At 72.6% G+C, this 25,488-nt stretch carries 18 protein-coding genes; 8 read left to right on the plus strand and 10 right to left on the minus strand.

The features are described 5' to 3' along the window. Positions 1 to 57 precede the first annotated feature (57 nt). The 3 genes from WME85_RS22745 to WME85_RS22755 form a co-directional block, all read right to left on the minus strand. Positions 58 to 507: a hypothetical protein gene (locus WME85_RS22745; RefSeq protein ID WP_437840900.1), complete on the minus strand. Its 450-nt coding sequence runs from the start codon at positions 505 to 507 to the stop codon at positions 58 to 60. 198 nt (positions 508 to 705) lie between these two features. Further along, entirely contained in the window at positions 706 to 1,608 is a 903-nt protein-coding gene (locus tag WME85_RS22750; protein WP_437840902.1) for a sugar phosphate nucleotidyltransferase, read from the minus strand. Between the two features lie 100 nt (positions 1,609 to 1,708). Continuing rightward, complete coding sequence (locus WME85_RS22755) at positions 1,709 to 3,304, minus strand: protein kinase domain-containing protein (RefSeq protein ID WP_437840904.1); 1,596 nt, start codon at positions 3,302 to 3,304, stop codon at positions 1,709 to 1,711. A gap of 335 nt (positions 3,305 to 3,639) precedes the next feature. Between WME85_RS22755 and WME85_RS22760 the strand changes: the two genes are divergently transcribed. Beyond that, entirely contained in the window at positions 3,640 to 4,395 is a 756-nt protein-coding gene (locus WME85_RS22760) for a hypothetical protein (protein WP_437840906.1), read from the plus strand. 20 nt (positions 4,396 to 4,415) lie between these two features. Here the strand turns inward: WME85_RS22760 and WME85_RS22765 are convergent, their stop codons facing one another. Further along, positions 4,416 to 4,733 (minus strand): hypothetical protein, encoded by a 318-nt coding sequence (locus WME85_RS22765; RefSeq protein WP_437840908.1) that lies wholly within the window; start codon positions 4,731 to 4,733, stop codon positions 4,416 to 4,418. 253 nt (positions 4,734 to 4,986) lie between these two features. On the opposite strand from WME85_RS22765, the gene WME85_RS22770 reads away from it, so the two are divergent. After that, positions 4,987 to 6,105, plus strand: coding sequence for a hypothetical protein (locus tag WME85_RS22770; RefSeq protein ID WP_437840910.1), 1,119 nt, complete (start codon positions 4,987 to 4,989; stop codon positions 6,103 to 6,105). A 354-nt stretch (positions 6,106 to 6,459) separates the two neighbouring features. Then, the gene (gyrA, locus tag WME85_RS22775) at positions 6,460 to 9,126 is read left to right on the plus strand and encodes a DNA gyrase subunit A (RefSeq protein ID WP_437840912.1); all 2,667 of its coding nucleotides are present in this window, start codon (positions 6,460 to 6,462) and stop codon (positions 9,124 to 9,126) included. Positions 9,127 to 9,344: 218 nt separating this feature from the next. Here the strand turns inward: gyrA and WME85_RS22780 are convergent, their stop codons facing one another. The 3 genes from WME85_RS22780 to WME85_RS22790 all read right to left on the minus strand — a co-directional run bounded on the left by WME85_RS22780 (position 9,345) and on the right by WME85_RS22790 (position 14,091). Then, the gene (locus WME85_RS22780) at positions 9,345 to 9,977 is read right to left on the minus strand and encodes a gamma-glutamylcyclotransferase (protein WP_437840913.1); all 633 of its coding nucleotides are present in this window, start codon (positions 9,975 to 9,977) and stop codon (positions 9,345 to 9,347) included. 121 nt (positions 9,978 to 10,098) lie between these two features. Then, positions 10,099 to 11,142 (minus strand): PEGA domain-containing protein, encoded by a 1,044-nt coding sequence (locus WME85_RS22785; RefSeq protein ID WP_437840915.1) that lies wholly within the window; start codon positions 11,140 to 11,142, stop codon positions 10,099 to 10,101. Between the two features lie 12 nt (positions 11,143 to 11,154). Next, positions 11,155 to 14,091, minus strand: a complete 2,937-nt coding sequence (locus WME85_RS22790; RefSeq protein WP_437840916.1) for a serine/threonine-protein kinase — start codon at positions 14,089 to 14,091, stop codon at positions 11,155 to 11,157. A 260-nt stretch (positions 14,092 to 14,351) separates the two neighbouring features. Between WME85_RS22790 and WME85_RS22795 the strand changes: the two genes are divergently transcribed. Continuing rightward, complete coding sequence (locus WME85_RS22795) at positions 14,352 to 16,646, plus strand: DUF4215 domain-containing protein (protein ID WP_437840917.1); 2,295 nt, start codon at positions 14,352 to 14,354, stop codon at positions 16,644 to 16,646. A 67-nt stretch (positions 16,647 to 16,713) separates the two neighbouring features. Here the strand turns inward: WME85_RS22795 and WME85_RS22800 are convergent, their stop codons facing one another. The 3 genes from WME85_RS22800 to WME85_RS22810 form a co-directional block, all read right to left on the minus strand. Next, positions 16,714 to 17,922 (minus strand): saccharopine dehydrogenase family protein, encoded by a 1,209-nt coding sequence (locus WME85_RS22800; RefSeq protein ID WP_437840919.1) that lies wholly within the window; start codon positions 17,920 to 17,922, stop codon positions 16,714 to 16,716. 37 nt (positions 17,923 to 17,959) lie between these two features. Further along, positions 17,960 to 19,420, minus strand: a complete 1,461-nt coding sequence (locus WME85_RS22805; protein ID WP_437840921.1) for an amidase — start codon at positions 19,418 to 19,420, stop codon at positions 17,960 to 17,962. Positions 19,421 to 19,648: 228 nt separating this feature from the next. Further along, entirely contained in the window at positions 19,649 to 20,659 is a 1,011-nt protein-coding gene (locus WME85_RS22810) for a hypothetical protein (RefSeq protein ID WP_437840922.1), read from the minus strand. Between the two features lie 842 nt (positions 20,660 to 21,501). Between WME85_RS22810 and WME85_RS22815 the strand changes: the two genes are divergently transcribed. The 4 genes from WME85_RS22815 (at position 21,502) to ilvC (ending at position 25,487) form a co-directional block, all read left to right on the plus strand. Next, positions 21,502 to 21,921, plus strand: coding sequence for a hypothetical protein (locus WME85_RS22815; protein ID WP_437840924.1), 420 nt, complete (start codon positions 21,502 to 21,504; stop codon positions 21,919 to 21,921). Between the two features lie 99 nt (positions 21,922 to 22,020). After that, positions 22,021 to 23,730 carry a biosynthetic-type acetolactate synthase large subunit gene (gene ilvB, locus WME85_RS22820; RefSeq protein ID WP_437840925.1) on the plus strand — a complete coding sequence of 570 codons (1,710 nt, stop codon included), beginning with the start codon at positions 22,021 to 22,023 and terminating at the stop codon, positions 23,728 to 23,730. A gap of 137 nt (positions 23,731 to 23,867) precedes the next feature. Continuing rightward, positions 23,868 to 24,419, plus strand: a complete 552-nt coding sequence (gene ilvN / locus WME85_RS22825) for an acetolactate synthase small subunit (protein WP_437311550.1) — start codon at positions 23,868 to 23,870, stop codon at positions 24,417 to 24,419. Positions 24,420 to 24,473: 54 nt separating this feature from the next. Continuing rightward, entirely contained in the window at positions 24,474 to 25,487 is a 1,014-nt protein-coding gene (ilvC, locus tag WME85_RS22830) for an NADP-dependent ketol-acid reductoisomerase (RefSeq protein ID WP_437311551.1), read from the plus strand. The last annotated feature ends 1 nt before the right edge of the window (position 25,488 follow it).

A 25,488-nucleotide genomic window follows, 5' to 3' on the forward strand; every position in this document is an offset into this window, starting at 1 on the left:
AGGCGCCGCGGCGCCTGGGTATCTGTCGCAGGGTCAGCTGCCTGATTCGACCGGCGCTTACCCGCCAGCGCCCGGGTCGCCGCCGGTGCCGAGGTCGCCGCCGGTGCCGAGGTCGCCGCCGGTGCCGAGGTCGCCGCCGGTGCCGAGGTCGCCGCCGGTGCCGAGGTCGCCACCAGTGCCCAGGTCGCCGCCGGCGCCCAGGTCGCCGCCGGCGCCGAGGCCGCCAGCACCGCCCTGCCCGGTACCCAGGCCGCCGCCCTGCCCGGCGCCGCCCTGCCCTCCAGCCCCGTTGCCGACTGGGCCCTGATCGCCGGAGCTCCGCCCGCCGGTGCCCTGGTCGCCCGAGGCGCCGTCGCCGCTGCTCTGCCCGACAGGAGGCGTGGTGGGCGGCCCCGAGGGCGGGCTCGGGGGCGGGAGGTCGGACGGCGATGGATCGCTCACGCACGCGGCGCCGGCGAGCGCTGACAGGATCAAGGGAAGCCGCAGGAGCAGGTGTCGCAGGGGCATCGAGGACGTCGGACGCATAACGTTGCACCGTGCCTTTCTTGGTCAGTTTCGGGACACATGGAGCGAAGGCGGCCCCATGCCCAGTGTCCCGGGTGTCACGGCGTGCATCTGGCGCTCGGCGTCGCTGCAGTGGGGGCGGCCGCCTGGCGCCCGTCGCGCTCCCCGCTCGCGCCGCGTCTTCCGGCGCTGGTCGCGCGATCAAACGGCCGCGCGCACGATCCGTCCCTGCGTCGTCACGACGGCGCGCTCGAGGGGCGCGCCGGGGTCCACGTCCACCCGCGCGCCCGGCCACACCACGCACCCGCGGAGCGCCCCGGCCCCCTCGACCCGCGCCCCCGCGCCGACCACGCTGCCGGTCGCGTCCACGCCCTCGGCGACGGACGCGCCCGGGCCGACGTGGCTCCGCAGGCCGCGCTGCGCGAGCCAGCGCGCGCTCGCGTCGAGGTAGGCGGCCGGCGTGCCGATGTCGTGCCACACGCCGGGCGCCGCGAACGTCGCGAGGGAGCGCCCCTCGCGCAGCCACGGCAGGTACACGTCGCCGACCATGCAGCCGCGCGGCGGCAGCCGTCGCCGGAGCGCCTCGCCGACCACGTGCACGCCCACGAAGTCGCCGCCCGCGGCCTCCTCGCCGAAGCGCTCGCCGCGCAGCCGGACCACCTCGCCGCGCGCGCCGACGCCCACCGTCCCCTCCCCGGCCGGCCGCGGCGCGACAGCGAGGGTCGCGGCCGCTCCGCCCTCGCCGTGCGCCGCGCAGAGCGCCGCCACGTCGAGGTCGATGAGGATGTCGCCGTTCCAGAGGACCACGTCGCCGCCGCCGAGCGCGCCCGCCGCGTTCGCGAGGCCCCCGGCGGTGCCGAACGGCTCCGGCTCGTGCAGGACCTCGACGGGCACCGGGAACGCGGCGATCAGGTCGCGCGAGAAGCGCTCCGCGAGGTGGGACTTGTTCAGCGCGGCGCGCCGGACGCCGCCCGCGGCGAGCTGCTCGGCGATGTGCGCGATGAGCGGGCGATCGCCGAGCCACAGCAGCGGCTTCGGCAGCTCGTCCGTGAGCGGGCGGAGCCGGGTCCCGAGCCCCGCGGCCAGGATCATGGCAGAGGCCATGCGCGCGAGGATCGCCCCTCCGCGGGAAACGTCAAAGAAATCGAGGGCGCGAGGGCGAGACGGGAGATCGCGGCCGGCGAGCCGCCGCTCCGCATCCCCCTCACTCCCCCCGCTCGTGGAGCTCCCGGGTCGCGCGATCGAGCAGATCATGGCCGCTCACGTCGCCCTCCTCGAGGTGCGCGACGCCGATGCGGATGACCATCCGGAAGGGCATCGACGGGATCCGCCGGAAGCGGTGCTGGCGCACCTTCTCGCCGAGCACCTTCGCGAACGCCGACGCCCGCGTCCGGCCGATCCCGGGGCAGACGATCGCGAGGATGTCGCGGCGGTAGCGCCCGAGCAGCCCGCCTTCCGGCACGTAGATCCCGACCACGCGCGCGAGGTCGCCGAGGATGCGGTCGACCCCCGCCCGGCCGTGCTTCTCCTCGATCTCCTGGAGGCCCTCCACGCCGAGCAGCAGCAAGGAGAGCCGCCTGGTCCGCTGCTCCCTGGCGCGCTGGACCTCCTTCTTCAGGAAGGCCCGGAGCCGCTCCTCGTGGACGACCGCGGCGAGGTCCTCGTCGCGATGCCGCGCGTCGACGGGCTTCGGCGCGGGGTCGGGCGGCGCGGGGTCGGGCGGCGCGGCCGCGCGTCGCTCATCGACCTCGAGCCCCCGGCGGGATTTCGGCGCGAGGTCCGGAGGCTTCGGCGCGGGGTCGGGCGGCGCGGCCGCGCGTCGCTCGTCGACCTCGAGCCCCCGGCGGGATGACGGCGGGGGGTTCGTGGAGGGGACGGGCGAGGGCGGCGGCGTCGACGGTGCGGGCGCGCCGAGGGCCTCGGCCATCAGGGTGATGGCCGTCGTCGCGCGGTCGAACCGGTCCTTCGGATCGATCGCGGTCGCCTGCAGGAACCAGGCGTCGAAGGCGGGCGGCAGCCGGATGTTGCGGCGCCGCGCGGCGCGGACGCTCGGCGGCTCGGGCAGCCCCGCCGCCATCCGCTGCAGGAGCGCGTAGATCGACGGCATGACGTTGGCCTCGGTCAGCCAGTAGGGGCTGCCGACGAGGAGCGTGAAGGCGACGTGGGCGAGCGCGTGGATGTCCGCCCGCGGCCCGACGGCGCCGTCGCCGCGGATCTGCTCGGGCGCCATGTAGAGGGGCGTCCCGACCATCGCGGTGCGGTCCGCCATGCTGCTCTGCGCCGCGACCTTGGCCAGGCCGAAGTCGAGGACCTTGACGCACGGCGAGCCGTCGTCCCGCCGCGTCAGGAAGAGGTTCGCGGGCTTGAGGTCCCGGTGGACGATCGCCGCCGCGTGCATCTTGTCGAGCGCGCGCGCGACCTGGGCCAGGTAGAGCACCACCTCCGCCGGCGGCAGCGGGCCGCGGCGCGCCGAGAGGGTCGCGAGCTCCTCGCCCTGGAGGAGGTCCATGACCAGGAAGGGCATCCCGGAGTCGGCGTCGATGCCGGCGTCGGAGATCGGGACGATGTGATCGCTCTCGATCCCGCCGGTGATCCTGGCCTCCTGGGCGAACCGGGCGCGCATGGCCGGGTCCTGGATGGATCCCGGGAGCATCACCTTGAGCGCGCGGCGGCGGTCGGTGACTTCGTCCACGACCTCGTACACCGCGCCCATCCCGCCCGCCTTGACGGAGCGGATGACGCGGTATCGCCCGTGGAAGATCGTGTCGGGCTTGAGCTGCGCGAGGCTCGGCGGATCCATCGGGTGATCGGGGCCCTAGGAGCATAGATCGGACGGGCCCGGGCCGTTCAGGGTTCGCGCCGGGCGCTGCGCGCCGCCGCGGGCGCGCGGCGCCGGTGCGGAGCACGGCGCGCCACGCCGGTGCGGAGCACGGCGCACCACCTCGAGCGCGCGGGGTTGGGTGGCGCGGCCGCGTCGGCCCGGTTGCGTCGAGGACGCGAGCCGGCGCCGGGCGGCTGCTCCGCCGCGGGCGCACTCCGCCGCGGGTGCATCCGCGGGCCTCCTTGCGGGCGTGGTGGAGCGCGGTGGGCGGCGAAAACTCGACGTCTGCGGCGGTCGCGTGGTAGCTCCGCCGGGTGGGTTCCCATGCGCTCGCCGTCCTCTCCGCCCCCAGGCGGAGCTCCGCGTCCTGGGCCGCGGCCGCGTTGCTCGGCCTCGGGACCGTGATCCTCGCCACGCAGAGCTGCGGCAACGACGCCGTGGGCGTCGACGCCTGCCGGCAGATCGAGCGGGCCCGGTGCGAGGCCGCCGCCGTGTGCCCGGAGTGGGTCAGCACAGCCACCACCGACGACCCGGTGAAGACCTGCATCGAGTTCTACTGGGATCAGTGCCTGCACGGCGTCGAGAGGGACCACACCAGCGCGGGCACCGGGAACGCTCAGATCGCGCCGGAGCCGACGGACGCCGAGGTTCAGGCCTGCGTCGCTGCCGTCGGCGCGGCGCGCGACTGCGCGAGCGCCAAGGTCGCTTCCATGGCGGAGTGCCCCGCTGCGCCGCTCGCGGAGAGCAAGGACGACTCGATCAGCCCCTGCGTGGTGATCACCCAGAAGGCTCATCTGCTCGAGGCCTGCGCTTTCGTCCTCGAGGACGACGGCGGCGCGGGCGGCAGCGGCGCTGGTGCAAGCGGCAGCGGCGCTGGTGCAAGCGGTAGCGGCGGTGGTGCAGGCGGCAGCGGCGGTGGTGCGGGCGGCAGCGGCGGTGGTGCGGGCGGCAGCGGCGGTGGTGCGGGCGGCAGCGGCGGTGGTGCGGGCGGCAGCGGCGGTGGTGCAGGCGGCAGCGGCGGTGGTGCAGGCGGCAGCGGCGGTGGTGCAGGCGGCAGCGCCGATCCCTGAAGCACCTGTTCTGCGGAGCGTCAGCCCGCATCCCGCGTCCGGATAGAGGACCTTGTCCTCGACTCGCCTGTTTCAACACTTGAAACGGGCAACTCGCCTCCCGAGTCGCCCATCTCAAGGCTTGCGGCGCCCTCCTGATCACCCGCGCCGGCGCTCTCAAGGCTTGAGATCGCCTCCTCGGCCTCCGGGTAGGCCATCTCAAGCCTTGCAACGGGCCGCTCGCCGCCCGAGTCGCCCGTCTCAAGCCTTGCTTCAAGCCTTGCAACGGGCCGCTCGCCTCCCGAGTCGCCCGTCTCAAGCCTTGCAACGGCCAGGGCTCCCGCTCCCGGCGCGGTCAAGGCCCCGCTCCGCACGAGGTCCCGAGCGCGATCCCGCGAGCGCGCGACCCGTGTCATCCCGGCCGGCGCGCGCTCGCCGGTTGCCGGTAGGCCGCCTGCGCGTCTCCAGCGTCGCGGCGCGCCCGGCGCCGCGTTTCAGGTGGCGCCGTTCCCCGGCTTGGACTAGTGCCCCCTGCCGATGGGCCTAGCTCGTGCTGCTTTCGAAACCCTGTCCGGCGCGGGTCGCCGAGGCGCCTCCCTCCTCTCTCGCGCCTTGCCTGGCCGGCGCGCCGTCGCGCTCGCCGCGCTCGCGCTCGCGGCCTGCAACGAGTCGAGCGGCGGCAACGACGAGCAGGAGATTCAGACGTCGCTCACCATCGACCCGCTCGCCTTCCTGGGCGACGTGCGGTGCTCGAACGAGCCGGGGGCCATCCGCAGCTACGTCGCGACGCTCACGGACGAGAGCGCGGCCGGAGGGCCGTTCACGCTCGCCTCGTCCCCGCCGATCCCGTGCTCGTCGCGCGTGTCGTTCACGTACGTCGTCGAGGGGCACGAGTACACGGCGAGGATCGACGGCTACGAGCAGTACGCCGAGGAGCTCACGCCGATCGGCGACGAGACGTCCGGCAGCCGCCACATGCTCCTCGACGGGGCCCCTGTCGCGCCGCGCTGGACGTGGGCGTGCCCCGGCCCCGAGGCCGCGGAGGACGCCGACAAGCTCGTGGCGAAGACGGGCGTCAACGTCGTCGTCCAGGGCTGCGCCCCGCTCGCCGGGCCCGCCGACCCGGCGAGCGCGGCCATCGTGCTCGACCCGGCGAGCGCGCTCGGCGCGCTGCGCTGCGAGGCGGACGACGGCGCGATCGCGTCGTTCGATGTCGTCCCCCAGGACAGCGCGCTGGCGCCGGTGCTCGGGGTCGCGTGCCCGCCGGACGAGCCTGTCGTCTACGACCTCGGGGCCGCCCCGGGGCGGGCCTATTTCTTCCGTCTCGAGGCGAAGGACGCCGCGGGCGAGTTGCTGTTCGGGTCGAGCTGCTTCGCCGCGGCGAGCGCTGGTGTCACGGTGACCGCGACCTGCGATCCGCTGTCCGCGACGGGCGCGCTGGAGCTCGACCTCGACGCGCTCCTCGCGGACGAAGACCTCGCCTGCGGAACGGGCGCGTCCACCTACACCGCGACCGTGCCGCTGATCGACACCGAGCAGCCCGGGACGGAGGCGCTCCACGTCGGTCCCGTTCCTTGCGGCGAGCGCGCGCTCCTGCCGGCGCTCTTGCCGGGTCCGTACGAGGCCTCGATCGAGGTGCGCGACGCCGCGGGGGCCCTGGCGCTCGCCGCCGCGTGCACCGGCGAGGTCCGCCCCGGCGCGACCACCCGCGCGGCGTGCGCACCCCGCTGAGCGGTCCCGGCCCCCGCCAGCCTTCCAGCGCCCCTCCCAGCTCCTCGGACGCCCCTCCCAGCTCCTCGGGGCGCCGTCCACGCTCTCCCGCCCCTCGGGGGGCCAGAGAGACGGCTCCAGGCCGGCAAACCCTTTGCGCCGGCCTGCCCCTTGGAGTACCTGAACGCATCCGTCGCATCCCCTGAACAGCGCGGGTCAAGGGCGCGCGGCGGAGGCTGACCTCGACCTCGTCGCTCGTCGATCGAGGCCACGGACGCCTCCGCCGACACGCTCGACGCTCGAGCCGCGCTGGGATGGGCCTCTACGACGGGGCCGTGCGCGCCGCGCCCGCCCCGCGCCTCGGGTGCAGATCCCATGGAAGAGACGTCGAACATCCAGCAGAAGGTTCCGGTCAGCATCCAGGACGAGCTCCGGACGAGCTACCTCGACTACGCGATGAGCGTGATCATCGGCCGCGCGATCCCGGACGTGCGCGACGGCCTGAAGCCGGTGCACCGCCGGATCCTCTACTCGATGAACGAGCAGAAGATCGGCCCCGGCGGCGCGCACAAGAAGTGCGCGCGCGTGGTCGGAGATGTCCTCGGCAAGTACCACCCGCACGGCGATCTCGCGGTCTACGACGCGCTCGTCCGCATGGGGCAGACCTTCAGCCTGCGCTACCCGCTCATCGACGGGCAGGGCAACTACGGCTCGGTCGACGGCGACTCGCCCGCGGCCATGCGGTACACGGAGTCGCGCCTGTCGCGGATGGCCGTCGAGCTGCTCGCCGACCTCGACAAGGATACGGTCGACTTCGTCCCGAACTACGACGACTCGGAGCTCGAGCCGAGCGTCCTGCCGGCGAAGTTCCCGCAGCTGCTCGTCAACGGCTCCGGCGGCATCGCCGTCGGCATGGCGACGAACATCCCGCCGCACAACCTCGGCGAGATCATCGACGCGACGATCGCCATCATCCGCAACCCCGACATCACCCTGGAGGAGCTGCTGCTCCTGGTCCCGGGCCCTGATTTCCCGACCGGCGGCCTCATCTACGGCAAGAGCGGGATCGTGCAGGCGTACACGACCGGCCGCGGCTCGATCACGATGCGCGGGCGCCACCAGGTCGAGAAGACGAACAAGGGCGACCGCGAGGCGATCATCATCACCGAGATCCCCTACCAGGTGAACAAGGCCCGGCTGGTCGCGAAGATCGCCGAGTGCATGAAGGAGAAGCGCATCGAGGGGATCAGCGAGGTGCGCGACGAGAGCGACCGCGAGGGGATGCGGATCGTGGTCGAGCTCAAGAAGGACATCTTCCCGCAGGTGGTCGTCAACCAGCTCTACCGGCTGACGGACCTCCAGGCGACGTTCGGCGTCATCAACCTGTCGATCGCGAACGGGCGCCCCGCGGTCCTGAGCCTCAAGGACACGCTCTCGCACTTCATCGAGCACCGGCGCGAGGTCGTGACCCGGCGCTGTCGCTTCGAGCTCCGGCAGGCCGAGGCGCAGCGCGAGCTCGTCGAGGGGCTCGGGATGGCGACGAGCGACATCGATCGTATCGTCGCGACGATCCGGGCCTCGAGCGATCCGGAGGAGGCGCGGGAGAACCTCCAGCAGCTTCCTCTCCGGGGGCTCGGCGAGTTCCTCCGGCGCGCCGGCCGGCCGGAGCCCGAGTGCGCCGAGGCCGACGGGCGCGGCGACTACTTCCTGTCGGAGCGGCAGGCCAAGGCGATCCTCGAGATGCGGCTGTCGCGCCTGACCGGCCTCGAGCGGGAGAAGCTCGCGAAGGAGTACGGCGAGCTGTCGCAGACGATCGAGCGGCTCCGGGCGATCCTCGCGGACATGGGGCTGCTCATGAACGTGATCGTGATGGAGCTCGAGGAGATCAAGGCGCGCTTCGGCGACAAGCGGCGCACCGAGATCGTGCCGGCAGAGGCCGAGATCCAGATGGAGGACCTGATCCAGGAAGAGGACATGGTCGTGACCATCTCGCACGCCGGCTACCTGAAGCGGACGCCGACCTCGACGTACCGGGCGCAGCGCCGTGGCGGCAAGGGGATGGTGGGGATGGAGGCGCGCGAGGAGGACTGGGTGAGCCAGCTCTTCGTGGCGTCGACGCACTCGTACGTCTTCTTCTTCAGCGACAAGGGCAAGGTCTTCGTCAAGAAGGTCTACGAGATCCCGCAGGCCCCGAGGAACGCGAAGGGCCGCGCGATCGTGAACTTCGTCGGGATGGAGCCCGGGGAGAAGGTCGCGGCGATCACGCCGGTGCCGAGCTTCGACGGCGAGACGTTCGTGGTGACGTTGACCCGGCGCGGGCAGATCAAGAAGACGGCGCTCAACGAGTACGAGAACTACCGGGACAAGGGGATCATCGGCGTGCGGATCGAGGAGGGCGATCAGCTCTTCACGGCGGCGCTCACCGACGGCAAGCGCGAGCTCGTGATCGCGACGCGGAGCGGGATGAGCATCCGCTTCCCCGAGGACCAGGTGCGCCCGACGGGCCGCGCCACGATGGGCGTGAAGGGCATCGAGCTCGACGAGGGCGACGTGGTGGTCGGCCTCGGCGTGAGCAACGACGGGCGCGACAGGGTGCTCGCGGTGTGCGAGCGCGGCTACGGCAAGCAGACGCCGCTCGAGGAGTTCCGGCTCCAGAGCCGCGGCGGCAAGGGCGTGATCCTCATCGACGCGAGCGAGCGGAACGGGCCCGTCGTCGGGGTGGCCATGGTGAGCCCGAGCGACGAGGTGCTGATCGTGACCGACCGCGGCCAGATGATCCGCACCAAGGCGAGCGAGATCCGCGAGACGGGGCGCAACGCGCAGGGCGTGCGGATCATGCACGTGGGGCAGGACGAGCGCGTCGTCGCGGTCGAGGCGTTCGCGGCGGAGGCGGCGGAGGCCGCGGAGAGCGGGGGCTCGACGCCGCCGGTGGCGGGGGTGGACGGGACCAACGGGGTCGCGGATCACACGGGCGGGGACCACGCGGGGGCGGACGGCGGTGCGGATGGCGGCGGCGTGGATGGCGGCGGCGACGTGAACTAGAGAAGCCCGGCCCCGAGCGAGGGAGTCGCGCGCGCGGGGTGGGGGCCCCGCCGAACTCGACCTGGACATGGCTCATCCGGCTTCGCCGGATGAGCCATGTCCAGGTCTCAGACATCGGCCCATCCCCCACCCCGCGCGCGCGACTCCCTCGCTCGGGGCCTACGGATGGTTCATGGGCTCGGCCCCGTGATCGGGAGCGCCGCGGACGGGGGATGATGTCAATCGCCTGTCTGGAGGAGCTCCGCGCCAGGGCTGTCGCTGCGCGGCGTCCGGTGCGCGCTCCGTCCGTCGGCGCGGTCCGGTCGGGCGCTGAGGGACTGTTCACTGGTACGGACGAGACGCGCCAGCTCGGTCACGTGCTCGTCGTCCGCGTTCATGGCCGCGAGCGCCTCGGCGAGGCGCAGGACGTACTCCACGTTCGAGCCGCTCGGTCCGTGCGACGCGAGCACCTGCGCGGCGATCGCTGCGAGCGGCGCCGCACCGAGGTAGTCCGCATTGTCCGGCGTGGCCATGTACACGATGGCTGTCCGGGCCGCGCCCTCCGCGCCCGCGACGTGGAGCGGCACGTCGTGGCGCGCATAGCCCCCCTTCTCGCGATGATCCAGCGCGCGGAGGACCTCGTCGAGCTCGGCGTCGGCAACCCGGTAGGCCATCCCCCAGCAGCGCGCGCCGGGCTCCGGGACCAGCGTGACAACGCGGCCCGGCGCCCCGGGGACGCCCCGGTGATCGGTGGACCCCTGCCAGAATCGGCGCGACCACCCCGTGATGTACCCAGGCGCCATCTGCTCGAAGCGAAAAGCCGGCCGCCAGATCAGCGAGCCGTAACCGAAGATCCACGCCTCACGATGCACGGGGCCATCTTACCAAACCGCGCCGCCGGCCGGGGCCGCAGCGTGCCCTCTCGTGATTCGGCGTGCCACGCGCGTTCGTCACGCCAGGCGGGCTGGCCCCACGTGGACTGGACCCGACCGCTCAGAAGAAGAACCGGGCGGACAGCCCTACCTCGGCGTCGGACGCCCCCGGAGCCATCTCGATCTTCACGCCGCTCTGGTCGTCGACACGGTAGGAACGGGGCCTGTTGAGGTAAACCAGGGCCGCGCCCGTCGCGAGGGTCGCTCCAGCAGCGATGAAAAGGCCGACAGCGACATGGCCCTCCGTCCTGCTGCGGCTGTACTCGCCCGATCGGCCGGGACCACAGCGCAGGCCACAGGTGGCCTCGAACTGCTGCTCCGCCTCGTCCATGTGCTCCCCGGCCTGCCACCGCAGCACCCCGCCAGCCACGCCGAGCCCCGCGCCCGCCCCGATGACGGACCACGGCACCCACGCGGCCCACGGGCGCTCGGTGACGATGCGGTCGACGCTCAGCACGCGAGAGGCCCGCGCCCCGGCATACGTGACGACCGTGGCGGTGAAGGGGGTATAGCCCTCCTTCTTCACGGTGATGACGTGCTCCCCGGGCATCAGGAACCGCTCCGCGACGCCCGGGCCGACGAACCAGGGCTTCCCGTCGAGCAACACCGCGGCGCCCGGCTCGTCACAGCGCAGCTCCATGACGGCGAGCTCGCGCGCGACGAGCTCCTGCATCAGCGCGCGCGCCTCCGCGTAGTCCTCCGGCTCGAGCGAGCCTGGCCCCCACCGCATCGAGAGGCGCAGGCTCTCGTGCGCGAGCAGCGGCAGCCCCATCGTCTTGAGCACCCTCCCCAGATAGAACCGGAGATCCGGGTGCTCCCACGCCGCGAGCGCCTCCTCGTATTTCGCCCTCGCCTCGCCGAGCATCATCTGCCGGTGCAGCTCGCGCGCCTGCGCGAAGAGCTCGATCGCCCGCCGCTTGCGCTCCTCGGAGACGCCCTCATGCCAGGGGCGCGGCGCTCCGCTGGCCTGCGCCTGGGCCTGAGCTTGCGCCTGCGCCGGCGCCGGCGCGGCAAGCGACGACAGGAGCGCGAGCGTCAGCCCGGCAGAGAGGGCGGCGCGCGCCCGCCTCGGCGTCTCCCGCGTGGGCAAAGCACGGAGGGCCATGACGAACGCCCGCTACCGGAGCCCCTCCCGGATGTTGCCCACGGATCGCTGGATGAGCTGCTCCAGCGCCTCCTTGCTGCGACGCTCGTGCTCGGCCGCCTCCCTGGCGCGCCGCTCCTCGGCGCTGGCCCTGGCCTCCGCGTCGCGCGCGCCGGTCTCGGACGCGCGCGCCATGTCCCGCGCCGCCCGGGCCTCATGGGCCGCCGCGCGCGCCTTCTCGGCCGCAGCCTCGGCCTTGTACCGGGCGTCCTCGGCCTCCTTCTGCAAGAGCTCGGCGCGCCGCCGCTGGTCCTCGGTGTTCTGCCGGGCCCGCTCGGCCGCCTCGCGCGCCGCCGTCTCGCTCGCGAGCGCCTGCTCGAGGTTGTACTCGGTCTGGCGGATCTCCTCGAGCTGCGCGGTGATCACCCGGTTCTGGCGGACCACCTTGATGATCCCCAGCGTCGCCCCCGCGACCAGCAGGGCGAGGCCGCCCATGGTCCCGACGATCAGCATGCGCCGCCGGCGCTGCGCCTGGCTCGCCAGCCTGAGCACGGCGTCCAGATAGCGCTGCTCCCGCTCGGGCAGCCGACCCTGATAGTAGTAGTCCTCGCGGAAGCGGCGCGCCTCCTCGGCGATCTTGCCGCGCCAGACGGTGTCGTCGCCAGCGCCGCTCGACTCCCACTGCCTCGCCGCCACGCGCAGCTTGTCGAGGAACGCCGCGTCCTGCTGGTGCTCGTCGAGCCAGCGCAGCAGCGTCGGCCAGCGCTCGATCAGCGACTCGTGCACGATCTCCACGGTGCTGCCGGCGTCGTCGCGCCCCGTCTCGACCGCCAGGAGCCGCGCGTCGGCGAGGACGTGGACGACGCCCTCGAGCTCGTCCGGGTCGCCCGGCAGCTCGCGGAGCTCCCTCAGGGTCGCGATGGCCCTCGTGCGCTCGGGCGTGACGAGGCGCTCGAAGACGGCCCGGCAGAGCTTCGCCTGGCGGCCGCTCATCCCGGCCAGCACCGTGTCGGCGTGGCTCGCGAGCGTGCCGGCCACGCCGCCGATGGCCTCGTAGCTCTCCCGCGTCAGCAGCCGCCGCCCGCGATCGCGCAGGTCCCACCACCGCGCCGCCATGAACTGCAAGAGCGGCAGCGCGCCGCGGGTCGTCTCCAGCACGTCGAGGATGCCCTCGATCAGCGCCGGGTCCTCGATCTCGTACCGCGCCGCGTGGACAGGCCTCGTCAGCGCCTCGCGCAGCCCCGCGCGGCCGATGGGCGGCAGGACCACGAGCCCGCGCGTCACCGCCGCCATGAAGTGCCTGTCCTCGGCCACCCGCTCGATGAAGTCCGACCGCATCGACAGGATCACGCGCAGAGGCGACGAGGCGTCGTCCGCGACGCCCCCGAGGCACGAGAGGAACGCGGCGCGCTCCGCGGCGTCGCAGGAGAGCGTGTAGAGCTCCTCGAACTGGTCGACGAAGAGCACGACGCGGCGCTGCTTGCGGGCGGACCACGCGCGCAGCTCGGCCCCGAGGTAGCCCGGCTCGGCGCGCAGCCGCTCGCGCAGGCGCCCGCGCCAGGCGTCGCCGTCGAGCGGCTCGGGTCGCTCCGAGCCCCCCTTCGACATCAAGGCGGGGTGCGCGAGCAGATCGGCGAGCGCCGCCAGCGGCTCGCGCCCAGGCCGGAGGATGAGCGACTCCCACCCTCCGCCGGAGCGCTTGAGCGCCGGGACGATGCCCGCCCTCACGAGCGACGACTTGCCCACGCCGGACGCGCCCACGATCGCGAGCAGCGGCTGGCTCCGGAGGCGCGTCACCATGCTGGCGACGTCCTCCGCGCGGCCGAAGAAGCGGTCCGCGTCGGCCTCCTGGAAGGCCGACAGGCCGGCGAAGGGGCTCTCGTCGGCCCCGAGGACGATCTCGTGGCGCCCCGGCAGGAGCGGCAGGAGCTCGGCGAGGAGCTGCTGCGCCGAGGCGGTGCGCTCGGCCTTCCGCTTGCGCAGGCAGCGGTCGACGATCGCGCCGAGCGCGCCGAGCTCGGGGCGCTCGCTGTCGAGCTCGGGCATGGGCTGGTCGAGCACGGCGACCTGCATGAGGCTGTGGACCGTCACCGGCGCGAGCGGGTGCGCGCCGGTGACGAGCTCGTAAAGCATGATGCCCACGGCCCATATGTCGCTGGCGTGGTCGATCCCCTCCCCGAGCCACTGCTCCGGGGACATGTACGGTATCGTTCCCATCAGCGCGCCCTCGCGCGTGAGGGTCGTCCTGATCGAGACGGGAGGGCGCTCGACCGGGCCGGCAACGTCGGTGTCGAGCAGCTTGGCGATGCCGAAGTCGAGCACCTTGATGGCGCCGGACGCCTCCAGCATGATGTTCTCGGGCTTGAGATCGCGGTGCACGATGCCGAGCTTGTGGGCGCACGAGAGGGCGCGCACCACCGGCACCATCATCTCCACGGCCGCGCTCGCGGAGACCGGCGCCGCCGCGGCGCCTTCCCCGGCGCCCGACGGTTTGCGCTGCTCCATCCAGGCGCGGAGGCTCTGCCCCTCGATGTACTCGAGCACCATGTAGGGGTATCCCTCGTGCTCGTTCACATCGTGGATGGTCACGATGTTCTCGTGTTTGCAGAGCGCGGTCGCGCGGGCCTCGACCAGGAACCGCTGCAGCCGGACGCCGCTCAGGCTGGTGACGACCTTGATGCCGACGAGGCGGCCCAGCCGGACGTCGCGGGCCAGGAAGACGGTGCCCATGCCGCCCCGGCCGAGCTCGCGGATGAGCTCGTAATGCCCGATGGTGCTGCCGGCGGCGAGCGGCAGCGCGGGCGCCTCCTCGACCTGTCCCCGCCGCGACAGCGCGGTCCTCTCCGTGCCGGGCGCCGGCGCGAGCGGCTCGCGGGTGGTCCGCGCCGCGACCTCTTGCCCGGCCAGGAGGGTGCTCGTCAGGCCGGCGCTTCCCGCGAGGAGCTGGCCTGTCGCCCGGCCAGGCGACACGGCAATCGCAGCCTCCCCGCCGAGCCGTTCCTCGTCTGCGCCGGTCACGTCGACGAAGCGTAGCCCACGCGCCCGGTTGTTCACAATCTCGCCGATCCGAGCGACGTGTGGAATCCGCTGGGGTCGTTCCCCGCAGCGCGCGTGGTAGCATGAATCAATCGAGCAGTGTCCAGTCGAACGCCGCGGGTCTCCCGCTCCCGCTGTCCAGCCCGGCGCCGGTTCGACGACGCGCGTTGCGCCATGAGGCGTGTGGTTCTTCGATGAAGACAGGTTCGTGCTCGGTGCTCATCCCGCTCGCCGCGGCGCTCGTCGCGGCGGTGACGGCCTGCAGGAGCGGCACGTCGGTGTCGTGCGGTGACGGCCACTGCCTCTCGGGTTATCGGTGCGTCACCTCTCGCGACGGCGTGCCGTGGTGCGTGGCGCCCGGCGCGCCGTGCGGCAATGGCGTCGAGGAGCGCGGCGAGGAGTGCGACGACGGGAACACCGAGCCGGATGACGGCTGCAGCGCGACCTGCGTCGACGAGCGCTGCGGCAACGGCATCCTCGACACGAGAGAGGAGTGCGACGACGGGAACACCGAGCCGGGTGACGGCTGCAGCGCGACCTGCGTCGACGAGCGCTGCGGCAACGGGATCCTCGATCCAGGCGAGGAATGCGACTGCGGTGATCGCCCGGACATCCCTTTCCGCGACCGTGCATGCCACGACAGGCTCAATGATCGCTCCGGCGGGAGATGTCGCCTGGACTGCAACCTTCACTGCGGAGATGGCCGGATCGCGCAGGATGAGACGTGCGATCCCGGTCTCCCCGCGACCGTCTCCTGCGTGGATCTTCGCTACGACTTCGGCCGCACAGAGTGCTCGCTCGCCTGCGACTCGTGGCTCATCCAGCCTTGCGGCGACTTCGGGTGGCGCGCCATGCCCGTGCCGACCGTCGACGACATCACGGGCGTGTGGGGCAGCGGCCCCGACGACGTCTTCGCCGTCGGGGTCAACGGCACCGTGCATCACTACGACGGCACCTCCTGGACACGGATGGAGAGCCCGACAAGGGAGGCGCTCCACGCGGTGTGGGGCGCCGGCCCCGGCGAGGTCTTCGCCGTCGGTGACCACGGCGTGCTGCGCTACGACGGCGAGTCGTGGTCGCGGGTCTACTCGCAGCCCGGAGCACACCTCCTCGACGTCTGGGGCAGCGGGAAGGACGATGTCTTCGCCGTCGGGTCCGACGACAGCGCCCTCGGTGTCGTGCTCCACTACGACGGCGTCTCCTGGACGAAGATGGATGTACAGACAGAGCAAACGTTCCTCGGCGTGTGGGGCAGCGGGCGCGACGACGTCTTCGCCGTCGGCACCCTGGGCCTCGTCCTGCGCTACGACGGCGAGGCGTGGGCCCCGATGGACGTCTCCGCAGGCGACGCGCTCCTGGGGGTGTGGGGCAGCGAGCGCGATGACGTGTTCGCCGTCGACGGCACGGGCATCGTGCTGCACTACGACGGCGAGACGTGGGCGCCGATGGACACGCACGCCGGGACGCTCCTCCTCGACGTCTGGGGCAGCCGGCGCGACAACGTCTTCGCCGTCGGCGCAGGTGGCGTGCTCGTGCATTACGACGGTGAATCCTGGACAAGGATGGACACGCAGCCCGGCGCGGAGCTCCTCGACCTGTGGGGCAGCGGGCACGACGACGTCTTCGCCGCCGGGCACAACGGCGTCGTGCTGCACTACGACGGCGCATCGCGCGTGGAGATGCCTTCGCCGTCCAGCGACGCTCTCCGCGGCGTGTGGGGCAGCGGCCCGCGCGACATCTTCGCCGCGGGGCACGCGCGCGTGCTGCGCTACGACGGCACCGCCTGGACAGAGGTCTATTCCCATCTCGGCGTGGAGCTCCGCGACGTCTGGGGCGCCGGCCAGGACGACGTCTTCGTCGCGGGGACATCCGGCGTGCTGCACTACGACGGCACCGCCTGGACAGAGCTAGATTCACTGACCGGCGTGGACCTCCATGGCATCTGGGGCACCAGTCGCGACGACCTCTTCGCCGTCGGGTACGACGGCATCGTGGTGCACTACGACGGCGCCACCTGGACAGAGCTGTACTCACAGCCAGACGTGCTTCTCCGGGCCATCTGGGGCACCAGGCACGACGATGTGTTCGCCGTCGGAGACACCGGCGTGCTGCACTACAACGGCGCTACTTGGACCCCGATGCGCCTGCCGAGAGAGGTAGAGCTCCACGATGTGTGGGGCACCGGGCACCACGATGTCTTCGCCGTCGGCGTGGAAGGCACGTTGCTACACTACGACGGCGTCTCCTGGGCAAGGATGCCCCTGCCCACCGACGCCGATCTCCACGGCGTCTGGGGCACCGGGCGCAACGACGTCTTCGTCGTCGGGGACCGCGGCACCGTCCTGAATTATGACGGCGAGTCCTGGTCGCCCCTGCGCTGGGACCCCGGGCAGATCTCGTCGGTGTGGGGCGCGTCGCCCGGCAACGTCCTCTTCGCCGGTGAAGGCGGTCGTATCCATGAGCTCCTGCGGACGGCGCCCGCTCGCTGAGCGTGCGCGCGCGCCGCAGGGCTAGCGGGACGCCGCGGCCGGAAGGCGCGGACGCGCGGCGCGCCGCTCACCCCTCCAGCACCTCGAACCGGATCCCGGCCGCCTGCAGCCGCTCGATGAGCCGCTCCCCCATCGCGACGGCCGGCGTGAGGACCCCGGCGCGCGCCGGCAGCCGGTCCCGGTCGAGCGCCATGCAGAGCGCGGACTCGGCCACCATCTTCGCCGTCTCCGAGTAGCCCGGATCGCCGCCGCTCACCCGCGTCACCGCCTTGCGCGACGCGCTCTTCCCCTGGAACGTCACCTGGAACCAGCTGCGCGCCCGCTCCTCCGCGCTCGGCCCCTCCCCCGGGCTGCGCACCTTGCGCAGCAGCTCCCGCGTCGGTCTCACCTTGGCGAGCGCCGCGACGGCGCCGAAGCCAGCGACCCCGGCGGCGAGCTGCAGCCCGGACTTGACCTGCACGAAATGGCCGTACTGGAAGTCGGGGCCGTAGACGTCGAGCTCCCGCGCGCTCCGCAGCACGACCTGCGGGTCGATGCTGGGCATCGGACAGACCCAGGCGCGCAGCCCCTTCTCGTAGCGGACGCGCGCCTTGACCCCCTGCACCTTCCGCGCGCCGTGCGCCTCGTCGGAGCGCGCCTCACGCTTCTTGCGGCCGGGGTGCGACATCGCCTCGAGCAGCGACTGCCACGTGCCGCCCGAGAAGCTGCCGTGCGCGCGCACGATGCCCTCCACCACGATCGGCTCGCCCGCGGGGAGCTTCGTCACGGTGAAGAGCACCCCGAGGTCGTGGGGGACGCTGTCGAAGCCGCAGCAGTTGACGATCCGCACGCCCCGCGCGCGGGCGGCTTCGTGGTGGCGCTCGAGGAGGCGGTCGACGAACTCGGGCTCGCCGGTGATGTCCGCATAGTCGGCGCCCGCGCGGATGCACGCCTCCACCAGCGGCTCGCCGCGCGTCGAGTAAGGGCCGACCGTCGTGAGCACGACGCGCGCCTCGCCGGCCATGCGCTCGAGCGACGCCGCGTCCTCCGACGCCGCCTCGATGACGCCCAGAGAAGCGCAGGCCGGGTCGATCGCCTCCATCGCCGCCTTCACCTCCGCGAGGCGCCCCGCGTTCCGGCCAGCGATCGCCCAGCGGATCGGCCGCGCTGCAGCGCCCTGGGCGGCGGCGTCCTTGCCCTTGGTGGCGAGATACTCGGCGACGAGGCGACCGGTGAAGCCGGTCGCGCCGAAGACGATCACATCGTACGTGCGGTCGCTGATGTCGCTTCTGCTCATGGGGGCAGCCTTGATACCACGACCGCGGGCGAGAACGTCAGCGTCGGCACCACGACAAAGACGGCGGGATCCAGCCGCCGAACGAGCGCTCCAGGTGCTGCGCCACGGCGATCGTCACGTGATCGTTGCCGTGGATCGCGGCCACCTGGACGCCGAGCGGCAGCCCCTCGCCGTCGAGGCCGAGCGGGACCTGCGTCGCCGGCATCTCCATCACGTTGAGCACGGCGGTGTACGTCCACTGGAAGGGCGGCAGGAGCGGCCCGTAGTGCCGGGGCGCGGCGCTCGGGTACGACGGGTAGAGCATCACGCCGCGCTCGCCGATGCGCGACACGAGCTCGGCCCGGAGCGCCGCGCCGAGCTCCAGGCCGCGCGCGACGCGCGCCGGGAACAGCCGGCCGAGATCCTCGAGCAGCGTGAGCCCGAGCGCGGGCAGCGTGTGCGCCGAGCGGCGGAGCGACCAGCGGGCGAGCTCGCGCGGCAGGCTGATCGGACGGCCGTCCCCGAGCATCGACCGGAACGTCGCGCCGCCCGCCACGCCCAGCATCGCCGTCCAGATGTCGAGCGCCCGCGCGAGGAGATCGACGCGCGCCACGCGGACCGTCGCGCCGCGCGCGGCGAGCGCCGCCGCCGCCCTCCGCTGCGCGGCGAGGAGATCGCCGCTCACCCGGAGCACGCCGTCGTGCTCGACCGAGAGCACCGTCAGCCCGGCGAGATCGACCGCGGCGGGATCGCCGAGCGGCAGCGCCGCGCAGCTCGGGTCGCGCGCGTCCGGGCCGGCGAGGATGCGGAGCACCGGCATGAGGTCCTCGGCGCGCCGCACGATCGGCCCCGTGGTCATGAAGCGGAGCCCTCGCTCGCCGGGCAGCGGGAACTGCCCCGAGGTCGGCACGAGCCCGCCGGTCGGCTTGTGCCCGAAGACGCCGTTGAAGAACGCGGGCATCCGGATCGAGCCGCCGATGTCCGAGCCGAGCCCGATCGGCGCGCCGCCGGCGCCGACCACCGCGGCCTCCCCGCCCGAGCTGCCGCCCGCGGTGCGCGCCGGGTCGTAGGGGTTGTTCGTCCGGCCGTAGAGCCGGTTGTTCGTCTCCATCCACATGCAGAGCTCCGACACGTTGGTGACGCCGAGCGGGATGAAGCCGGCGGCGCGCAGGCGGGCGACCGTCACCGCGTCCTCCGCCGCGCGCACGCCGGCGCGGGCGACGAGCCCCGCGGAGTTCGGCATGCCCGCGACGGCGAAGCTCTCCTTGATGGAGCACGGGACGCCGAGGAACGGCGGCGCGCTCGCGGCCTCGCCCCGATCGAGGCGCGCGTCGGCCGCGCGCGCCTCGGCGCGGGCGGCGTCGAACCGGTTCGCCACCATCGCGTTGAGCGTCGGGTTCACGCGCTCGATGTGCCGGATATGGGCCTCCACGACCTCGGCCGACGTCACGGCCCGGGCGCGGATCAGCGCAGCGAGCCGCGTGGCGGAGAGCAGGAGCAGCGGATCTCGTGAAAGCATGAGTGTGCGATAAGGGATCAGGCTCGGGACGACGACGCAGGTCAAGGATTCGCCGCCCGAGCCGGACAATCGCGCCCCCGCGCATCCCGGGCGTGGCCCTCCGGCGTCCCGGGCGCGGCCCTCCGGCGTCCCGGGCGCGCGGCCCTCCGGCGTCCCGGGCGCGCGGCCGGCGCGCGCGCTCGCTGAGCGCGGCCGGACGCCGGGGGGGCGCGGAGGGAGGTCGGCTCCCTACTCGCCCGCGGCGCGCTCTGCGGCCGCGCGTCGCGCCGGCGGCGCGGCGGCCACCGTGCGCCCGCGCGCCCGCTGCGGGAAGGCCCAGCGCACGGCCCCGGTGACCAGCCAGTCGACCGCCCCCTGGCTGCCGACCTGGATCCCGGGATCCACGTACACCTGGACGCGGTCGCTGAGCTCCGCGCCGACCTCCAGCACGCTGGTGGACACGACGCGGGGCGCGCCGCGGTGGTTGAACTGGAAGCTCTGGTCCGGCCCGACCCAGAACCCGCGCGGCAGCTCGACGATCGCGAAGGGCCGTATCAGCGAGGTCTGGATATCGTCCCGCCGCGGATCGCCGCCGAACGACACCGCGTGCTGCAGCTGCAGCCCGAGCCGCGCGGGCCGCGCCACGCGGACGTACCCGACGACGAGCGGCGCGAGCTGGTTCTTCCCCGAGCCGAGCGCGCGGTTCGTCGCCGAGTCGAGGACGAGATCCGAGCCGACGAGGAGCGCGAACCGCGGCGTGCCGACGGCGCGGACGAGCGGCCGGATCAGCACGTCGCCGAGCCCCGCGTTGCGCTCTCCCTCGATCCCGCCCGCGTAGGCGAGCGGCACGTCCGCGCGCAGCGAGAAGCTCCTGTCGAAGGCGTAGTCCCCCCGGATCACCGCGGCGTAGAAGAAGCCGTTCCTGCCGCGCGAGACGTAATCGTTCCGCAGCTCGACGAACGTGCCGAGGTTGGCTGCCGCCTTCGCCTGCGTCCGGGGCGCCGCGGCGTCGCGCCGCTCCTCCCCGCGGCGCGGCGTCGCCGGCGGCCGCGAGATCGGCGCCGGCCGCGCGGGCTGGGCGCGCGCGAGCGCCGCAGGACGCGCGGTTCCGAGAGGAGCCGCCGTGGCGACGGTCGTCGCGGCGCCGAGCGCGACGAGCCCGGTCGCGGCGAGAGCGGCCGCGCGGCTGCGCCGGCGACGCCAGGGCGATACGATCCGACGGGCGGCAGGGCGCGCCTGCGCCACGCGATGCGCTTGCATGCCGGATCCATGGGGGCGCGGCTCGGCCCGGCGCAGTCGGTTCAGGGCAGCACTCCGGACCTCGGGCGCGCACGAGCCGCCGTCCGGCGCTTGCGCACATCACCTCCGGCGCTCCGGATCTTCGCCGCCCCCGCTCACCTCCGCGGGTCGCGCGCCCGCGCCGTGTTCGCCTGGCGTCGAGCTCGATCGACGCCTTCCGCGCGCAGGGTCGGCGCCTTCCGTGCATGTCGTCCGCGTACGTCGCGCGTGCGTGCGCGCGTCGTGCGTGCGTGTGTCGGCGTCGATCGCATCGACAGGGCCGCGCCGCATCGCCATCGCCGCGCGCGGCTAGGCTAGGCCAGACGCGGGCCGCCGAGCGCCTCGAACAGCGCACGATCATTCAGGACGTCACGCGCTGTTTCTGCTCATGCCTCATTCACAAAAACCTCACGAAACAGCGCAGAAACAAGCGATCTGTAAACAAACAGCTTGACGCGACGCAGCGCTTCTGTAAGGTGACCCCACGCACGCTATGCAGAAGTCGCCCTGCACCTCCAGCGCCCACGCCTCCGGCGATGGGACCCCCGCTGTGAAGCTGGTGCACCGCGCTTCGTCGGCGTTCTCGGCGACGCGCTCGCTCGTCGTCGAGGGCGGTGTGTCCGTCGGGCTCCTAGCGGGCCTAGCCATTCCTGCGCTCGTCAGCCTATTCGTCGTCGGGCTGATTCGCGTTGGAATCGGTTGCGGGCCGCCGCTCTGAGCTGAAGCAGCATGGAGATAGGCCCCCGCACCGAGAAGGTCCGGGGGCTTTCGTTTTTTTCGGCCTGAGGGTTCACGAAGAGCAGCCGTCGTCCAAGGAGGATCAGGTGAGCAAGGAACATTCGAGGAAGAACCGCGAGGACGCCTCCAGCGAGGCCGTTGATCAGCGCATCGCGGAGCTCGCGGAGCTCGTCGCCGCGGGCTGTGGCGTGCCCGTCGCGTCGAGCGCTGTGCGGGAGGAGTTCGAGGCGCTCGTCCACGAGATCCGCGCGCGCGTCAGCGAGGGCGTCGTCCGCGCGCCCGAGCGCTCCTCGACGCACCTGAAGGGCGCGCGCCCCGGCGGCGGCGTGGCCGAGGCCTCGTTCGAGTTCCACTCCGACCCGCCCTCCGCGCGCGCCGGATCGGACGCGCAGGCCCACGCGCGCGTGGTGTCGCTCGACGACGCGCGCCGGGTGCTCGAGGCGATCCGCCGCGAGGAGAGCAGCGGCGGCGGCCCGCGGGAGGACCTGCAGCGCGCGATCGCCTAGCGCGATGAGCCCCCGAGAGACGGCAGAACCCAGCGGCCAGGGCGCCCGAGGGCGCCACCTTCACCAGCTTCACCAGCGCGACTCGATGGAGTCAGGAATATGAAACGAACCGGCGCACAGATTATCTGGGAAGTCCTCGTCAGCGAAGGCGTGGACGTGGTCTTTGGCTATCCGGGCGGCGCGATCATGCCCGCCTACGACACGATCCTCGGCTACCCGATCCGCCACGTCCTCGTCCGGCACGAGCAGGGCGCGGCGCACATGGCGGACGGCTACGCCCGCGCGTCGGGCAAGGTCGGCGTGGCGGTCGCCACCTCGGGGCCGGGCGCGACGAACCTCGTCACGGGGATCGCGACGGCGATGCTCGACTCGTCGCCGATCGTCTGTATCACCGGCCAGGTCTCCTCCAAGCTGCTGGGGACCGACGCCTTCCAGGAGACCGACATCACGGGCGTCACGCTGCCCATCACCAAGCACAACTACCTCGTCACCGAGGTCGAGGACATCGCCCCCGCCATCCGCGAGGCGTTCTACATCGCGCGCTCCGGCCGCCCGGGCCCCGTGCTCGTGGACATCACCAAGGACGCCCAGCAGGCGTCGATGGACTACGAGCCGCTGAAGGGCGAGGTCCGCCTGCCCGGCTACCGCCCCTCGCACCACGCCGTCCAGACGGACATCGAGAAGGCGATCGAGCTCATCGACGACGCCGAGCGGCCGCTCATCCTGGCCGGTCAGGGCATCGTCAGGGCGGAGGCGACGCGCGAGCTGCTCGCCTTCGTGGAGAAGACGGGCATCCCCGTCGCGTCCACGCTCCTCGGCCTCGGCGGCTTCCCGGCGACCCACCCGCTCAGCCTCGGCATGATGGGCATGCACGGCGAGGCGTGGGTGAACCACGCCATCCAGGAGGCCGACCTCCTCATCGCGCTCGGCATGCGCTTCGACGACCGCGTGACCGGCAACCTCAAGACCTACGCCGTCAAGGCGAAGAAGATCCACGTCGAGATCGACCGCTCCGAGATCAACAAGAATGTCAAGGTCGACGTGGGCCTCGTCGGGGACGTCCGGGACACCCTCCAGTCGCTCATCCCCGGGGTCAAGCAGCGCCACCGGGGCAGCTGGCTCGAGCGCATCGGCGCGCTGAAGGGCGACTCGGCGGTCCGTGACATTCAACAATTGCCGTACAACGAGAAATTGTACGCCGCGCACGTGATGCACGACCTCTGGCGGCTCACCGACGGGAAGGCGCTTGTGGTAACCGACGTCGGCCAGCACCAGATGTGGGAAGCGCAGTACTACAAGCACGATCACCCGCGGAAGCTCATCACCTCCGGCGGGCTCGGCACGATGGGCTTCGCCCTGCCGGCGGCGATCGGCGCGCGCTTCGCGAAGCCGGAGGAGGAGGTCTGGGTGGTCGTCGGCGACGGCGGCTTCCAGATGACCGCCTGCGAGCTGTCGACCTGTGCGCAGGAGGGCATCAAGGTCCACGTGGCCGTCATCAACAACGGCTACCTCGGCATGGTCCGCCAGTGGCAGGAGTTCTTCTACAACCGGCGCTACTCGGCGACCCCGATGCGCAGCCCGGACTTCGTGAAGCTCGCCGAGGCCCACGGCCTGACCGGCATCCGGGTCACGAAGCGCGAGGAGATCGCGGACGCGGTGGCGCGCGCCCGCGCGACGCCGGGCACCGTGGTCGTCGACTTCCGCGTCGAGCAGGAGGACAGCGTCTATCCGATGGTCCCCGCGGGCGCCGACCTGAAGGACATGATCCGACGCCCGAGCCCCATCGTGGAGACCGGGGAGGACCCGTGAACGCACCCGTAGAGGCACGCGCCCCGTACGCCCGTCCGACGCGCCCGTCGCGCTCGTCGGACGAGCGGGGCGCGTCCGAACGCGTCACGGCCAGCGCCGGGCGCACCATAGACAAGAGGGACTTTCAAGAGGCATCCATGGATCGACCCATCCTGCGCACCTTCATCGCCTACGTCGAAGACCGCCCCGGCGTGCTCAACCGAGTCGCGTCCCTCTTCCGGCGTCGCGCCTACAACATCGAGTCGCTGAGCGTCGGGCGCACCCACATCGCCGGGGTCTCGCGGCTGACCCTGGTCCTGGAGGCCGACGAGGACGGGGCGCGCCGCCTGGAGGCGAACCTGTACAAGCTGGTCAACACGCTCTGGGTCCGGGATGTGACCCACACGGCCTCCGTCGCGCGCGATCTCGCGCTGATCAAGGTGAAGGCGGACGCGACGACCCGGGCGCAGGTGCTCCAGCTCTGCGAGGTGTTCCGCGCGCGCACCGTCGACGTCGCCCCGGAGGCGCTCACCATCGAGATCACCGGGACCGGCGACAAGATCGAGGGCCTGCTCGACGTGCTCCGGCCGTTCGGGATCATCGAGATGGTGCGGACGGGGATGATCGTGATGACCCGCGGCGCCGAGGAGGCCGAGGCCAGGCTGGACACGATGCTGCCTGCGCGCTCGGCCGAGAACAGCGCCGCCTGATGACGTGAAGGAAGGGAAGCCGCGAGGTGCGGATCCCTGTTGAAGGAGAGTGAGATGGCGAAAATTTTCTATGATAACGACGCGGATCTGTCGCTCATCCAGAGCAAGAAGATCGCGATCGTAGGCTATGGCTCCCAGGGGCACGCGCACGCGCTCAACCTGCGCGACAGCGGCGCGACGGTGATCGTCGCCCTGCCCGAGAGCAGCAAGAGCCGGCCCAAGGCGCAGGCCGCGGGGCTCCAGGTGGCCACGGTGTCCGAGGCCGCGAAGGCCGCGGACGTCATCATGATCCTCGCCCCCGACACGTCGCAGCCGCGCATCTACAACGAGCAGATCGCGCCGCACCTCGGCCAGGGCAAGACGCTCATGTTCGCGCACGGGTTCAACATCCGCTATGGCACGATCACGCCCCCGGCGTCGGTCGACGTCTCGCTGATCGCGCCGAAGGGCCCCGGCCACCGCGTGCGCGAGACGTACGAGGCGGGCGGCGGCGTCCCGGCGCTCCTCGCCGTCCACCAGGACGCGAGCGGCAAGGCCGAGGCGCAGGCGCTCGCGTACGCCAAGGGCATCGGCGCGACGCGCGCCGGCGTGCTCACCACGACGTTCGCGGAGGAGACGGAGACCGACCTCTTCGGCGAGCAGGCGGTGCTCTGCGGCGGCGCCAGCGAGCTCGTGAAGGCCGGGTTCGAGACGCTCGTGAACGCCGGCTACCAGCCGGAGATCGCGTACTTCGAGTGTCTGCACGAGCTCAAGCTCATCGTCGACCTCATGTACCGCGGCGGCCTCAACTACATGCGGTACTCGATCAGCGACACCGCCGAGCACGGCGACTACGTGTCGGGCCCGCGCGTCATCACCGACCAGACCCGCGAGGAGATGAAGCGCATCCTCGCCGAGATCCAGAACGGCGAGTTCGCCCGCAAGTGGATCGCGGAGAACGAGCAGGGCCGGCCGAACTTCGAGGCGACGCGCGCCAAGGAGCGGGAGCAGCGGCTCGAGGTGGTCGGCGCGAAGCTGCGCAAGATGATGCCGTTCATCGACCCCGTCACCATCAAGCCCGGCGACTGAG

It is taken from the genome of Sorangium sp. So ce1153 (assembly GCF_051521595.1).
Lineage (GTDB): Bacteria > Myxococcota_A > Polyangia > Polyangiales > Polyangiaceae > Sorangium.

Coding starts and splice junctions, on each gene's coding strand:
- WME85_RS22745 (WP_437840900.1), bottom strand. CDS start 507: ATGCCCCTGCGACACCTGCTCCTGCGGCTTCCCTTGATCCTGTCAGCG.
- WME85_RS22750 (WP_437840902.1), bottom strand. CDS start 1,608: ATGGCCTCTGCCATGATCCTGGCCGCGGGGCTCGGGACCCGGCTCCGC.
- WME85_RS22755 (WP_437840904.1), bottom strand. CDS start 3,304: ATGGATCCGCCGAGCCTCGCGCAGCTCAAGCCCGACACGATCTTCCAC.
- gyrA (WP_437840912.1), top strand. CDS start 6,460: ATGGAAGAGACGTCGAACATCCAGCAGAAGGTTCCGGTCAGCATCCAG.
- WME85_RS22785 (WP_437840915.1), bottom strand. CDS start 11,142: ATGGCCCTCCGTGCTTTGCCCACGCGGGAGACGCCGAGGCGGGCGCGC.
- WME85_RS22795 (WP_437840917.1), top strand. CDS start 14,352: ATGAAGACAGGTTCGTGCTCGGTGCTCATCCCGCTCGCCGCGGCGCTC.
- WME85_RS22800 (WP_437840919.1), bottom strand. CDS start 17,922: ATGAGCAGAAGCGACATCAGCGACCGCACGTACGATGTGATCGTCTTC.
- WME85_RS22805 (WP_437840921.1), bottom strand. CDS start 19,420: ATGCTTTCACGAGATCCGCTGCTCCTGCTCTCCGCCACGCGGCTCGCT.
- WME85_RS22810 (WP_437840922.1), bottom strand. CDS start 20,659: ATGCAAGCGCATCGCGTGGCGCAGGCGCGCCCTGCCGCCCGTCGGATC.
- ilvB (WP_437840925.1), top strand. CDS start 22,021: ATGAAACGAACCGGCGCACAGATTATCTGGGAAGTCCTCGTCAGCGAA.
- ilvN (WP_437311550.1), top strand. CDS start 23,868: ATGGATCGACCCATCCTGCGCACCTTCATCGCCTACGTCGAAGACCGC.
- ilvC (WP_437311551.1), top strand. CDS start 24,474: ATGGCGAAAATTTTCTATGATAACGACGCGGATCTGTCGCTCATCCAG.